General features: G+C 53.2%; 11 protein-coding genes. 3 read left to right on the forward strand and 8 right to left on the reverse strand.

Annotated features, from left to right (window positions below; genetic code table 11):
• Nucleotides 1-7: 7 nt before the first annotated feature.
• Nucleotides 8-406 (reverse strand): hypothetical protein, encoded by a 399-nt coding sequence (locus AB1757_12380; protein ID MEW6127826.1) that lies wholly within the window; start codon nucleotides 404-406, stop codon nucleotides 8-10.
• A gap of 77 nt (nucleotides 407-483) precedes the next feature.
• Here AB1757_12380 and AB1757_12385 point away from each other — a divergent pair, with 77 nt between their 5' ends.
• On the forward strand, nucleotides 484-618 hold the full coding sequence (locus AB1757_12385) for a hypothetical protein (GenBank protein MEW6127827.1): 135 nt from the start codon (nucleotides 484-486) through the stop codon (nucleotides 616-618).
• Here AB1757_12385 and AB1757_12390 read toward each other — a convergent pair.
• From AB1757_12390 to AB1757_12415, 6 genes are all read right to left on the reverse strand, one after another.
• Entirely contained in the window at nucleotides 615-1,517 is a 903-nt protein-coding gene (locus AB1757_12390; protein ID MEW6127828.1) for a hypothetical protein, read from the reverse strand. The genes AB1757_12385 and AB1757_12390 overlap by 4 nt on opposite strands.
• An 88-nt stretch (nucleotides 1,518-1,605) precedes the next feature.
• Complete coding sequence (locus tag AB1757_12395; protein MEW6127829.1) at nucleotides 1,606-1,929, reverse strand: EthD family reductase; 324 nt, start codon at nucleotides 1,927-1,929, stop codon at nucleotides 1,606-1,608.
• Between the two features lie 178 nt (nucleotides 1,930-2,107).
• A complete protein-coding gene (locus AB1757_12400; protein ID MEW6127830.1) occupies nucleotides 2,108-5,314 on the reverse strand; it encodes a carboxypeptidase regulatory-like domain-containing protein in 3,207 nt (1,068 codons plus the stop codon).
• Between the two features lie 45 nt (nucleotides 5,315-5,359).
• Nucleotides 5,360-6,061, reverse strand: a complete 702-nt coding sequence (locus AB1757_12405) for a hypothetical protein (GenBank protein MEW6127831.1) — start codon at nucleotides 6,059-6,061, stop codon at nucleotides 5,360-5,362.
• 571 nt (nucleotides 6,062-6,632) lie between these two features.
• Nucleotides 6,633-8,048 carry a hypothetical protein gene (locus AB1757_12410; GenBank protein ID MEW6127832.1) on the reverse strand — a complete coding sequence of 472 codons (1,416 nt, stop codon included), beginning with the start codon at nucleotides 8,046-8,048 and terminating at the stop codon, nucleotides 6,633-6,635.
• Nucleotides 8,049-8,461: 413 nt separating this feature from the next.
• Complete coding sequence (locus AB1757_12415) at nucleotides 8,462-8,629, reverse strand: hypothetical protein (GenBank protein ID MEW6127833.1); 168 nt, start codon at nucleotides 8,627-8,629, stop codon at nucleotides 8,462-8,464.
• A 134-nt stretch (nucleotides 8,630-8,763) separates the two neighbouring features.
• Here AB1757_12415 and AB1757_12420 point away from each other — a divergent pair, with 134 nt between their 5' ends.
• The gene (locus AB1757_12420) at nucleotides 8,764-11,790 is read left to right on the forward strand and encodes an AAA family ATPase (GenBank protein ID MEW6127834.1); all 3,027 of its coding nucleotides are present in this window, start codon (nucleotides 8,764-8,766) and stop codon (nucleotides 11,788-11,790) included.
• 95 nt (nucleotides 11,791-11,885) lie between these two features.
• Here the strand turns inward: AB1757_12420 and AB1757_12425 are convergent, their stop codons facing one another.
• Nucleotides 11,886-13,031: a saccharopine dehydrogenase C-terminal domain-containing protein gene (locus AB1757_12425; protein MEW6127835.1), complete on the reverse strand. Its 1,146-nt coding sequence runs from the start codon at nucleotides 13,029-13,031 to the stop codon at nucleotides 11,886-11,888.
• A 136-nt stretch (nucleotides 13,032-13,167) separates the two neighbouring features.
• On the opposite strand from AB1757_12425, the gene AB1757_12430 reads away from it, so the two are divergent.
• Complete coding sequence (locus tag AB1757_12430; GenBank protein ID MEW6127836.1) at nucleotides 13,168-13,554, forward strand: nuclear transport factor 2 family protein; 387 nt, start codon at nucleotides 13,168-13,170, stop codon at nucleotides 13,552-13,554.
• The last annotated feature ends 112 nt before the right edge of the window (nucleotides 13,555-13,666 follow it).

Below are 13,666 nucleotides of genomic sequence, written 5' to 3' on the forward strand. Positions count from 1 at the left end.
ATCTCCTTTAAATATCCGTCAGGTTGGTAATTTTTACGGTTAGAGTGAAGGGAACCGGTCGGTTGTTGTTCGAGCCGATAAAGAGGGTGTAATCGCCACCTTCTTCTAAAATAATTTCGTAGGTTCCACCTCTGGCTTTTTTCAGCAATACCTGCTCTGCGTCGGTGCCTTCGGTTGCTACCTTGATGCCCACCTTAGCGGTGGGCGTGAGGGTGACAACCATTTTTTGTGCCGGGCTGACTCTGACCACATAGGTAGCGCCATAACTTCCGGTATTGGCTTTGAGCGTGGCGGAACTTTTCCCTTTGGCAAACTGAATGCGGGTTGCCGCCTGGGCTTTGGTTTGAACTGCGCCTATCAACACAAAAGTGATGAACAGCGCCGAAATAATCACTAAGTTTTTCATCGTTACGATTCTCCTTTTCTGTTTTGCTTCTTCTCGTTCAATATGGCTTCCGGTGAAGTGATGATTCCGGTGTTCAGGTGGACGGGGTCACGGATGCCGACCATTGCAGAATCGCGCTTGAGGACACCGCATTCATCGTGAAGTCGCCGGTACTTGCCACCGCGCGTGGGGTTGCAACCACAACCCCACCGGCGCGGCTGTTTCCCCATTAACGAAGGGGCTGGGGTTCACCATAGATAAAGTCATCCATCATGACGATGTCTTGTTTCTCGTCAGCCGTTCCCGGAATGCCGTCGCCGCTGGTGATTCGGACACGGGCGATACGCGCATCCTCAAACACGATGCCGAGGAAAGAAAGGCTGCCGTCGCCCGGCGATGCCGGAACGAAACTGCTGAACAACAACTCGCCATTGGCGGCAAAATACTCGACCAGGGTGCTGGCTTTACGATTTCCACGCTTCTTGCTAGACCCGCTCCCGTCCGGTTGGTCAACATCCGTGAAGACCGCACTAAAACCAGTGACCGCCGCCGGCTTATTGCCGTTGTTGGGACCGGGTACGAAGAACTCGACGTCGGTAATCCTGCCGCCAATGGCGCTGAACAGGCGCGAGGAACTGAACGCAGTGAAGATGGTGGCGTAAGCCGGATTGTTGAACTGACCAGCCATTCCCCCCGGCGGAAACAGCGCTGAATCGGCGGTGGCTGGCGCCTGAACGAATCCTGTGCCATCCGGCGTGGTGAAGAGCGCGCCGCGCGTGAACTGAAAGCCAGTGAACGGATTTGCGCTGACCACGGTGTTCTGATTAGTGGTGCTCCCGCCATCCCAGTTGATTTCGCGGCGACCGTGTTTGTCACGAGGACCCTGTTCATTACCATTGTTTGCCCCGAGTGCCGCGCGGTAGGCATCAACTGAACTCTGAATCGAAGCGACCGTTGGTCCTGCCGCCTGAAATACGATGGGGGGAACAAAATCCTTCGGTGATGATGAGGATGATGAGGAGGATGATGATTGATTCCCCTGCGCTTTTGCGACTGGGGGAACCGGGGGTAACATAATAACCGACAGCAAGCCAACGATGGCGGTGACGGTCAAAATTATTAGCGTTTTCATTGTTGTATTTTCCTTTCAAGAGGATTTGAATTGTGAATTTTCATTCAAGTGAATTTCCTACCTGTGCATCAATTGAATTGTGGATACTTCACTTTGAGATGAGTATTTCATTAATCTGAATCACGGGTATTACATCGGTGTAGTAAGGCATATCGCCCTGCAATGCCGTGGCATGTGGCGTAAAAGCCGCCATGAATGCCTCGACTGACTCAAACAAAAAATGGCATATGGCAACATATGCCGCTTCCGAACCGGGAGGGGCGCAGCCAAGTCCCTTGTCAACCGAGACGCCTTTAAAGCCTGGATGGGTGCTCAGCAGGTCTATTGCCAGAGGAATATGCGTCTCGATGTAGTAGTCCATATCAAAGCGGGAACCCGGCTCGTTCGGGTAAAAGACACTGATTCTGACCATAAGTTTTTCCTTTCAGCAGGCGCGGAGGATCATCCCCCGCTGCCTGCTTTTCTCATTCATCTGTTCTGTAAAAACTGCTCCGATAATCACCTTGGGTGTGGTGTCGCTGCGCCTTGACGATGAATGAACCAGACGCCGGCGAACCCTGAGGCTTACCGGATAATTGCATCAAAGAACCTCAGAAGGCGTAGCGTACCTGGATGCGCCCTGTGCGATTGCCGCCATCGTTGAGGCGCACGTTGTTGAAGAACGGGTTGGTTACATCGCCGTTGCTCAGGTCGCTTGAAATACCCGGATTGGCAAAGCTGAAATTCGCATGATTGAACAGGTTGAAGAAATCAACGCGAATCTCAAGCCGGTGTCCTTCAAATGGCAGATGGAAGGCTTTGTTGACGCTTGCATCGAAGCTGTTGACGCGATTCCCTCGTAAGGTGTTGCGTCCTGCGAGGTGCACGCGATTTGCCGGGTCAACCAGAAAGCGGGCGTTTGCCGGATCAATAGGCTTGCCGTCGAGGTCAACAAAACCATTGCCAAGAAACCCGAACAGCGAATTGGCGAACGCCACCGACGTAGCTGGCGCGTTGGGGTTACCGAGCGTCGGGCGGTCGTTGAAAGAATTCAAATCGCCGTTCAAATCGATGCCACCCACAAACGGACTCTCCACCGCCCCGGATTGAATGCGGTAGATTCCTGAAAGCGTCCAGCCGCCGGCGACCTCGCCAAGCAGCCCTCGCGCCGGACCCGGCACATCCCAGATGAATGACCACACCGCAGAATGCGGAACGTCGAACGAGGCGACGCTACGGTCTACGCTGCGGTCGAACGGGTTTGACCCCACGCTGCTGCCGCCCGTGGTGACGAAGACTTCACTGTTGACGTTGTCAATGGTTTTTGAATAGGTATAGGCAAAGCGGGCGAGCACGCCTTTGTGCAAGCCGCGTTCGACGCGCGTCTGTAGAGAATGATAGAGAGAGTCGCCGCCGTTGGTGCGCAAAGTCACCGGTCCGCGAGTCGAAAAAATGCGCACGCCATCAACGCCGGGATTCAACTGTTCATTGATTAACAGTCGCGTCCCGCGTGAACCAACATAAGCAACATCAACGATGACATTACCCGGTGCCTGACGCTGCACCCCCAGATTCCATAAATGGGTCAGCGGGTTCACCAGATTGGCATCGACGCTGGTGATACCGGCAAACGGGTTCGGAGCTCCGGTTGTCGGCAGAGAATTCTCCCCGGCGTTTGCAAAGCCACGACCACCGGCTGTTGACCCCAGCGTAGTAACGCCGAAAGCGTTCGGCGAAGAAGCCGCCGTGTTATCCAGAATGTTGTTGAAGAACACGTCATAGCTGATGCCGTAGCCGCCACGTATCACCGTCTTGTCTGCGCCAAACAGCCAGGTGGCAAAGCGTGGTGTGTAAGCAAAGCTGAAGCGCGGCGCAAAGTTGTTATTATCGCGCTGCTGCCGGACAACTGTGTCAAGTGGGGCATCGAAACCCGCGAATGCCGGGAATTGAATCACGTTAAACGGCGTGCCGTAGTTCTCATAGCGCAAGCCTAAATTCAAAGTTAAATTCGCGGTCACCCGCCAACTGTCGTTGACAAAATAGGACTGCTGGAAAGCGTCCGGGAAAATCACCGGATTCCCAAATACCCGCGAAGCGAAAACCCCCTGGGTGCCTGAAAAGCCATCCACGAAATTGCCAAAGGCAGGGAATCCACCACCGGTTGAAAAAGTCAAACTCCCTCTGCCGTTGAAGGGCACGTTTTCTTTTGCAATCTGGCGCAACAAATCCACCCCCGCGCGAATCGTGTGGTCGCCAATCGTGTAGGTGATGGTGTCCTGAAACTGGTAGTTGTTAAAGATGCGCGATTGCGGGAAGGTTGCGGAAAGCCCCACACTGGCGATGTTGGTCGCGCCGAAAACGAATTGCGGGCTGTTGAGGGTTGCCGGGTCTTGAGGATTGAATGCCGCATTGAATCGCCCGTAAGAAAACCGGAACTCATTCAACAGCTTCGGCGACAGGGTACGGGTGTGGCTGGCATAGAAATTCTGCACACGACTCGGCGCATCAATCCCGAACCCTTGAAATGCCGACGGAATCTGGTTTTTGAAGAGTTGGTCATCAAACACGTAACGGAATGCCAGGACATCCTTCGCGCCCAGCGCCCAATCAACCCGCGTCAGAAATTGATAATCGTCTACGCGCTGACTGATGCCCGTGAGGGTTGCCGTTGCGAAGGGGATGTTCTGGCGATTGCCCCCAAGCGGAATTTGAATGACGTTGGTGATGCCGCGCAAATCACCTACGATACCCAGATAGCGGTCGAGATTCGCGCTACTGCCCTGCGGAAACAGCGACCGCAATGTCGCAAACCCTTCGGCTGTTGGCACCACGGCTGAAGCGGTCGTCGTAGAGCGAAATGGCGATGCCTGAAAAGTGCCAAAGAAGAACAAGCGGTCTTTTTTAATGGGTCCGCCAATTGAGAAACCATAATTGTTCGCAATCGAAACCGGCACCGAGGTCAAACCCTCATTGACTTTCTGACCGTTGCTCAAAGAAGCCAGGGCGCTTGAAGTAATGACATCATAAACCGACCCATGAAATTGATTGGTTCCATTGCGAGTCACCAGGTTGACGACCGCGCCGCCTGCCCGTCCATATTCGGCAGAGTTGTTTGCCCCGAGAACCGAGACTTCGCGATAGCCATCACGCAGAATTGGCAGGTAGAACTGACCGGTAATCGCATTGTCATTATTGTCGGTTCCATCGAGTAATTGGTTGTTGGCGCGCGGGCGTAGCCCGTTGATGGAAAATTCTGTTCCTTGCACGAACCCGCCTGCCAGCACCCCAGGCGCAACCACGCCCGGCAGGGTGAAGACCAGATTCGCCGGATTGAGAGCGCCCACCGGCAAATCAACAATCTGGCGCGGGTCAAGGGTATTGGCGCGCGTGCCATCCTGTTTTTGCAAGATTACTCCGCTGTCGGTATTGACGTTGACCACTTCGCTGGAACCGCCGACTTCGAGAGTGAAGGAAGTGTCAGTGGTTTGCGCTGCGGCGATGGTCACATTTTCCTTTACAGCGGTTTTAAAACCATCGGCTTTGATTTCTATTTTGTAAGTGCCGGGGTCAACCGCATCAAGGCGGAATGTGCCCTCAGGGGTTAAAGCCGTCTCACGTGAGACATTGGTTGAGATATTAGTAATTTTGATAGTGCCGCCGGAGATGGCTGCACCGGTAGGATCCGTGACGGTTCCCACCACAATACCTTTGCTGGATTGGGCAATGACCACAGGGGTCGTAAATGGCAATACCAGCGTAATGATGAATAGTAAGCTTGCGGATATTGCCAGCCCTTTCATCCTAGAGAATCGGTTCATTATTTGCCTCCGTAGGTTTTGGTATCCACCTGACTGTGAGGTGGTTTATTGATGTTGCTTGCCATCTGCGGCAGCAACATCTTTCGGGTTACAGGAATCAAGAATTCGATGCCGGGAATTGACGAGATTCCCAAGCCATTTCTGTAATCCCTCCGGGTAGGTTGAATGGTCAAGCCAATCGAGATCGTTCAGCACCTTGCTGGTCTGTCTGATGGCAGGGTCGTACATATACATGCCCTTGATGGTAATCGTGAAAATCGGAATCCCATATTTGTCAGCAACACGCCGGTCTTGCTCTGAGGGTTTTGGCTCACAGTTATTCGGATGCGTATGAATGATTGCCAGCGTCGCCGGATTCCAGGTGAAAGTGACCTTTTGATACTCGTTGGTGCGACCCTGCGATTTGCCGATGTAACTGCCATCTTCCATCCGAAAGATCAACACCGCGCCCTCATAGCCATTCATCCCGTAACCCGACACAATCCACGCTCTTTTAAATTCGTTTAATAGCTCTTTGTCAGTATCAGCAGGCGCGCGAGTAACCGACAGGGAACGCGCGCCTGAAGGGATGAATGAGTTATTACACAGGGGTGCGAGCATCTGCCCGCTTTTCACATCACCTCGGTCATTATTTGTCGGGGCGATGGGTTGTCTCTGACCGTAAGTCGCGGTCGCGACCCATAAGGTCAATAATCCAATTGAGCAAAGTTTGATTGCCTGCAAAAATTTTTTTTCGGACTGGTTCATTGATTTTCTCCTTCACTTCTTTTGAAAACTTATTTCAATCCCAGACCGCTTGCGTTGTTGTTTTCAGTTATTGTTTTTTTAAGTATTCGGGTATTCGTTCGTGTTGTAATCGCCATAACCCGGCAACCGGACGTACCCGCGCAACTACCAACTTCGTCGAGTTCAATCTTCAGCGAGCAAATGTTTTTTGTCCGCACCGCAAAGCGTAAGTTATCGGTTTGGCAATCGCGGTAATGAATCTATTGCCGCGATTGTCCGTCCACTGTGAAACAATGGATGGGCATTCCCAATGGCAGCGCGTCGCTGACAGATGCTTCGCGGTTTTCTATGGCTTATGCCAGGCGAGCATTTTTCGGTTTATGCCAGGCGAGTATTCTTCATCGGTAAGCTTTGAGGAATTCATTATGGTTTCTCCTAAAAAATGTGGGTTAAGCTGGTTCACTCAACGGCAACCCCGAATTGATAATGAAATAATTCATCGGCTGGCTTTAAGGTTTGGGCTGCTTTCATTAATGGAAGCAGCCCATTCGCGGGCTGACGAGAAAGCGAGGCGAAACCCGCGCCCAGCCAATTATTGTTGTTTCGCTCGCTCGCTTTGAGGAGCCAGCTTGGTAAACATCACACCCTTCTCTGCGGATTGATTGAAGGCATCGGGGTGCAGCAGCAGTCCCCGTTCGTTATCCGGTTTCTGTTCTTCGACAGGAATGCGATGTTTGTTGGCATAAGCATCGTGACGAATACCGGTCACTTGCCAGGAGACCTTGACGTTGGGCGCGTTGGTTTTGACAACGAAACGATTGTCTTTGATTTCTTCGCCAACGATGGCTTGAGCGAAAGTGCCGATAACCGTGAGTTGATAGCGAAAATCCTGATTGAGCGCCTCGAACCAATTGGGCAGCGTGACCGTCGCCTCGCCGTTGGCATCGGTGGTGATCGTGCCGTTATAGATGTTCATCATGTCGGGCGATTCGACGAACGAGTGGTAGAGGTATTTGTTTTCAGGGTCGAGCGGGTGATCGATTTTGAATGAGCCACCGGCTTTCGACAAATTGCCGGTGACTTGAACATTGCCAGCGAATTTTCCAGCCAGTCCGTCTGTTGCACCTTCAAGTCCGAGTCCTCCAACAGCGAACACGCCAATCCCGCCTTCATTTCCTTCGCCTCTGCCAATTCCGCCCTCCGCATTCAAGCCATCTCCGCCGAATTGTTTGAGTCCGTCCCCGCCTTTCACGAAAATACCAACACCGCCATCGATGCCGGCACCGCCTTTGACAAGGAATCCCTTGCCTCCGGCAGACGCCATGCTACTTCCGCCCGAACTCTCTATTCCATTGCCGCCGACGCCGACGTTGTTGGCGCCGTGGACGCTAATTGCCGCATTGTTTCCAGTGATTGCTCTCACAGCAATCACCGCCCCATTATTACTTGGAGCGGTTAAGCTCAGAGGCAAGCGTATGCCCAACGGATTTGCTGCCGTGCCGTCGCCGGTGAGGGTTAAGTCGCGCGCCACCGTACCCAAGGCATTTGGCGCGTCAATCGTCAAGGTGTTGCCATTGGGGGTAATCTTAATGTTGGTGCCTGCGACTAGCGTCACATCGCCTTTCAAACCGTTCAAACTGCTGACAACTTGTCCCGCAGAGAGTGCGGTCTTCTGCACTGTGCCGTCGGGAAATTTGTAGCCGCCCAAAGTCGTTTCAATCATGCCCTGCACAGTCAGCGGCGAAGTCGGTGTGGTTGTGCCGATGCCGATTTTGCCGCTCTTGTCTTCGGTGATGATGGAATTGCCAAGCGTAAAACTGATGCCGTCAAACCCCACCCATTTGCTGAGTTGTCCGGCGATGCCGCCGCCGCTGATGCCTGATACGGCGGCACCGTTAGCTTTTTTGGCGGTCGGTTGATTAGCTGTTGTAGTGGTCTGAGCGCGCGTGATGACGGCAAATGCCGTTAGCAGCAGCGCCCATAACAGTGTGTTAAACGTGTGTCTCATTGGTGTTTTTAAGATGGTTTCCTTCCTGAATTAATATTTCTATCCAATACTGAGCCAGCAGCAGCCGTGGCGTTCGGTTCGCGCCGGGGTTCAACTTCACAAGCGCGAACCGCCTGAGTTACCGCATCCGTTGAGGGTTGCGCTCACTCGATGGCGCGCTACTGCTGGACGCTCGATGCTGAGACCGCCGATGCGCTGGTCACTCTCATCATCAAAGTGAAAGCATAGTTGTGGTGAGGCAGGGAAGTCATAAACTTGTTGTAAAGGTGTGGTTATGTTTCGGTAATGCCCGCGACAGCGGCTCAGGCGGTGTCGCGCCTGCGACACGCAGCCAGGGGTCTCCTGTCTCACAAACTCTATAGCGAATGTCAGCCATTCGCTGTGATTGCCTATCGGCATCTGAGACGTTCGCGTTATTTTCCTGATGATTGTTCTATAACTGAGTGATTACCGTATTCGGGGTAATTGACTTCTGTGAGCATCATGGCAATAAAATCAAGTAATTCGTCGAGCGAGTGAAAGTGCGTTGCATGGTAGGAAGCCATATGTTCAACCCGTCCTTCAAATTGTCCGGTTGCCATATTGGTTTCCGGGCGAAATTGAATGACGAAAGCTGCTCTGTATTGCCATCTCCTCATCAAGAGTGGATAATAGTCGAGCGTGTCTTGGAAGTCATAAACCTGCCGTAACGTTTCGGTAACGTTTGGTGATTACTGTGGACTACGAAAAACGAATAATCTTTGATTCCTTTTGCCTGGACTTAACCAATGAGTGTTTGTGGCGAGGTTCACAAACACTTAAACTCCGACCCAAAGCCTTCGCCGTACTCAACTATCTCCTGAAGCGAGCGGGACAACTTGTGACCAAAGAGAAACTGCTTGAGGCGGTGTGGCCGGAAACCTTTGTCGGCGAAGCCGTCCTCAAAGTGGCGATTCGGCAGATTCGCGAAGTTCTCGACGATGATCCGAAGACCCCGCGCTTCATTGAAACCGCCCATCGGCGCGGCTATCGCTTCATCGGGCAGATTGCCGAGCGCCTCCTGGTGCCCACAATTGATGCCGAGAACCGCAATCCGAACCCCGTTTCCTCAACACCCCTGCGCGCCGCAGATGCCCATCAGGAATTTGTCGGACGCGAGCCGGCGCTGGCGCAAATGCAAAGCTGGTTTGAGAAGATGCTTGCCGGAGAGCGTCAAATCGTCTTTGTCACCGGAGAAGCCGGCATCGGCAAGACCACTTTGGTTGATACCTTTGCGCACCACATCGCGGCTGATGAGAGCTTACGCATCGGTCGAGGGCAATGTCTGGAACAATACGGGACGAGTGAAGCTTTTCTGCCAATCCTCGACGCTATCGGGCAACTCAGTCGAAAACAGATAGGGGTGGTGGATGTGCTGCGCGCCCACGCGCCGATGTGGTTGTTGCAACTGCCGTCTTTGGTGAGCGCCACAGAGCGCGAGTCGTTGAGTCGACAACTGCTGGGCGCGACCCGCGAGCGTATGTTGCGGGAAATCGGTGAAGCTTTGGAGGCGCTCGCGGCAGAAGCCCCACTGGTGCTTATCCTGGAAGACCTGCATTGGAGCGATTACTCGACGCTTGACCTGATTTCCTATCTGGCAAGACAACGTCAGCAGGCGCGCTTGATGGTGATTGGCACCTACCGGATTGCCGAATTGATTGCCAGCCGGCATCCGCTCAAAGCTGTCAAGCGGGAGTTGCTTGCCCGGCAGCAATGCGAAGAGTTGCCAATTGAATACCTGAGCCGTGATGCTGTTGCCCAGTATTTATCCGGTCGATTTCCCGCCAATCGCTTTCCCGCAGCACTGGCGGGGTTAATCCACGAACGCACCGATGGTATCCCGCTGTTTATGGTCAACGCCGTTGACTATCTTGTGGCAGAGGGGTTGATTGTCGAGTGTGAAGGGCGCTGGACATTAGCGGTAGAGATAGAGCGGGTTGAGGTGGGAGTTCCCGACAGCATCAAGCAGATGATCGAAAGGCAGATTGACCATCTCAACCCGGAAGAGCAACGAACACTTGAGGCGGCAAGCGTCGCGGGAGCGGAGTTTTGTATGCTGGCTTTGGCGGCTGGATTGGAAGAGGAGCGCGCCGTTGTGGAAGCGCGATGCCGGGAGTTGGCGCGGCGGCATCAATTCATTCGCGATTGCGGCGTTCAAGAACTGCCAAACGGAGAAGCGGTGGCGCAGTACGGCTTCATCCATGCGTTGTATCAGAATGTGCTGTATGAACGGGTGCCCGCTTCCAGGCGTGTGCAACTCCACCGCCGAATCGGGGAGGAGAAGGAAGCCCGTTCTGGCGAGCGCGCCGGGGAAATTGCCGCAGAGTTGGCGATGTACTTTGAGCAAGGCTGGGACTATAAGCGGGCAGTAAAATATTTTCAGCAGGCAGCCAACAATGCCATTCGCCGGTTTGCCTATCGCGAAGCGGTCGGGATTGCGCGCCGGGGGCTGGAGGTGCTCAAAAGATTGCCGGATACCACAGAGCGCGCCGAGCAGGAACTCTGTCTGCAACTCACCCTGGGCGTCCCCTTGATTGCCACCGAGGGTTATGCGTTTCCTGATGTAGGTCGCACCTACATGAGAGCCAGACAGCTATGTCAGCAGCTAGACCGGACGCCGGATATTGCTGAAGTCCTCTGGGGGCTTTGGACCTTTCATATATTGCGGGCAGCGTTAGATGCCGCCCGCGAGATCGCCGAAGAATTACTGGTTCTTGCTGAGCGTCTTCCGTATCCGGGGCTGGCGATGCGCGGTCACCTGATGATGGGAGTAACCTTCGCGCATATGGGGGAGTTTGCTCTTGCCCTCGGACACTCTGAGAAAGCCATCTCGCTCTACGACCCGGTGCGGCATCTTGAAGATGTCTTTTTGTATGCCCAGAATCCGGGAGTTGTGATGCGCTGCCATGCCGCCTGGGTGTTGTGGTTTCTCGGTCGGAGTGATCAGGCTGTGGCGCAGATACACGAAGCCCTGGCTCTGGCGCGCGGATTATCCGAACCTCACGGTCTGGCGCACACCTGGTTCTTTGCGGCAATTCTTCATCAACTGCGTCGGGAAGCGCGGCTTGCCGAAGGGTGCGCCGAGGCGGCAATCACCGTTACCAGCGAACATGGGCTGGTGATGTATCACGCGCATGCCATGATTGCGCGCGGCTGGGCGCTGGTCGAGCAGGGACAACTGGAAGAGGGGATTGAACAGATACGCCAGGGGATTGCCGATCATCAGGCAACCGGCACCGAAGTGATGCGTCCGCACTATCTGGCTTTACTGGTTGAGGCGTTAATGAAATCAGGGCAAGTCGAGGAGGGGCTTCGCCTATTGGATGAAGGGTTGGCGATGATCCAGCGTAACGGAGAAGGCTACTACAAGGCGGAACTCTATCGTCTCAAAGGCGAACTCTACCTGATGCAGGCAACCCGTCAAAACCTTTCTCTCGCCGCTCCGGGTGGAAAAGCGATGATTGAAGCCGGTCTGCCTACCCTTGCCGATGCCGAAATCTGTTTCAATCAGTCCATCAAGATTGCTCAACAGCAGCAGGCGAAGTTATGGGAATTACGCGCGGTGATGAGTCTCGCCCGTCTCTATCAAAAACAGCATAAACCGAAAGCCGCAAGGGAACTGCTGGCGCAAATCTATGACAGCTTCAGCGAAGGCTTCGAGACGGCGGACTTGCAGGAAGCGAAAGCCTTGCTTGATGAGTTATCGGGCAGTGATTTTGCATAGTCACTCGCCCACTGTGAATGGCGTGTTAGCTTGAGCCGTGACGAAAATGCAATTATCAACCTCAAGTCGCTTTTTATCCTGCCGGTCAGGCAGGTTTATTCAACAAAGTAATCGTTGATTTTGATGTTGCGTTTTTCGAGTTCGCGAATGAAGCGTTCGGCAGGCACGCAAAGTTCTTGCGGAATCGCGCCTTTTTCTTCAATCACATTGCTTGCCATCATCTGCGCGATGATGGATGCGGGGAAAGCCGTGGCGCGCATCATGGCGCTCAAGCCGGTTGCCGCGTCGTGTTTATCAATAATGTCATAACGCAAAGTCTGTTGAATCAAATCCATCGCGCCGCAAAATTCGACGCGAACCAACACCAGGTCGGGTTCATCGGCGGGCAACTGTTTTTTCAAGACTTCACCGAGCACACGACGCGGTTTGACTTGCGCGCCATCGACATCAATGGCTTCGCTGCTCGTCAGTCCCAAATCAATTAACAGTTTGAATTTTTCCGCGTGCCCCGGATAACGAATGGTTTTGTAATCCAAATCCTGCACGCGACCCAGGAAGGTATCGGGCAAAGTCGAAGTGCCGCCCGAAGTTTGAAAGGCTTCGAGTTCTTCAAAAGCGGCAAACTCCAAAGTTTCGATTTCGCTCATCGAAGGCACTTCAATGATTTTCCCGCCGCGAATCACCCGCGCCGGTTCGATGTATTCGTTAATCAATCCTTCAACCGAAAAGATGAGTTGATAATCTAGCGGCGGCTTAGGCTGTTGCGGCAAACCGCCGACTCGTATGCGAATCGAATCAAGGCTATCGAACCGCGCCGCGCCGTGCGCCGCGAGAATCGACACGCAGCCGGGCGCAAGTCCGCAATCGGGAATGATATTGATGCCCGCCGATTGTGCCTCTTCGTGCAGCGCCAGTTCACGCGCCACCACCGTATTATTGCCGCCGAGGTCGCAGAAATTGACCCCTGCTTCGATAGCCGCGCGCGCCAGTTGTTCGTTGAAAAAATAGGTGACACAACTGATTGCCGCATCATGTCCGCGCATTAAATCGAGCGTCGCGTTGTAATCCGCAACATCGATTTCTCGCGGCGTGATTTTCGGGCTTGCAATTTTTTCGGCAACCGAATGCGCTAAGCGGAAATCAACATCGGCAATGGTGATCGCTTTGACTTGAGAACTGTGGGCTAAATCATAAACTGCGCCGTAACCCATACGCCCTGCGCCGAGTACCAGTATGTTCATAAATGTCCTTTCGCTTGAAACGATATTGTCTTTGTCAGGCTTGGTCAAGAAGCCGTGAGTAGCTTCTTACTCTGATTTTGCATAAAATCAGCGAGACCTCTTTAATTCATGCAGAAAAATAATTTGGAGAGGAAAGATGACAAAACAGCTTGAGCAAAACAAAGCGAAGGTAATCGCTTTTTATGACCTGATGTTTAATCAATGCCAGCCGGTTGAAGCGATTGAGCGTTACGCCGGCGAGATTTACATTCAGCACAACCCGGCGGTGGCTGATGGTAAAGAAGCGTTCATCGAATATTTTATCCGCATGGCAAATGAATACCCGGGCAAGCGCGTCGAATTCAAACGGGCAATTGCCGAAGGCAATTTTGTGGTGCTGCATTGCCATCAGTATTGGCCTGATGGTGACGATTGGGCGGGCATTGATATTTTCAGGCTGGATGATGACGGCAAAATTGTCGAGCACTGGGATGTGCTTCAGCGTGTGCCCGAAACTTCCGCAAACGCCAACACCATGTTCTAACAGTTTTAAATATGAAATTAGAACGCGACTAAACCACGCCCTAACTTGAATGGCGTATTTCAGGGGCGTATGATTGCCCTCCTGAAAGATAATTGCCGACGCAATCCAGTGG

The organism is Acidobacteriota bacterium (assembly GCA_040754075.1).
Taxonomy (GTDB): domain Bacteria; phylum Acidobacteriota; class Blastocatellia; order UBA7656; family UBA7656; genus JBFMDH01.

Coding starts and splice junctions, on each gene's coding strand:
- AB1757_12395 (MEW6127829.1), bottom strand. CDS start 1,929: ATGGTCAGAATCAGTGTCTTTTACCCGAACGAGCCGGGTTCCCGCTTT.
- AB1757_12380 (MEW6127826.1), bottom strand. CDS start 406: ATGAAAAACTTAGTGATTATTTCGGCGCTGTTCATCACTTTTGTGTTG.
- AB1757_12405 (MEW6127831.1), bottom strand. CDS start 6,061: ATGAACCAGTCCGAAAAAAAATTTTTGCAGGCAATCAAACTTTGCTCA.
- AB1757_12390 (MEW6127828.1), bottom strand. CDS start 1,517: ATGAAAACGCTAATAATTTTGACCGTCACCGCCATCGTTGGCTTGCTG.
- AB1757_12430 (MEW6127836.1), top strand. CDS start 13,168: ATGACAAAACAGCTTGAGCAAAACAAAGCGAAGGTAATCGCTTTTTAT.
- AB1757_12425 (MEW6127835.1), bottom strand. CDS start 13,031: ATGAACATACTGGTACTCGGCGCAGGGCGTATGGGTTACGGCGCAGTT.
- AB1757_12400 (MEW6127830.1), bottom strand. CDS start 5,314: ATGAACCGATTCTCTAGGATGAAAGGGCTGGCAATATCCGCAAGCTTA.
- AB1757_12410 (MEW6127832.1), bottom strand. CDS start 8,048: ATGAGACACACGTTTAACACACTGTTATGGGCGCTGCTGCTAACGGCA.
- AB1757_12415 (MEW6127833.1), bottom strand. CDS start 8,629: ATGGCAACCGGACAATTTGAAGGACGGGTTGAACATATGGCTTCCTAC.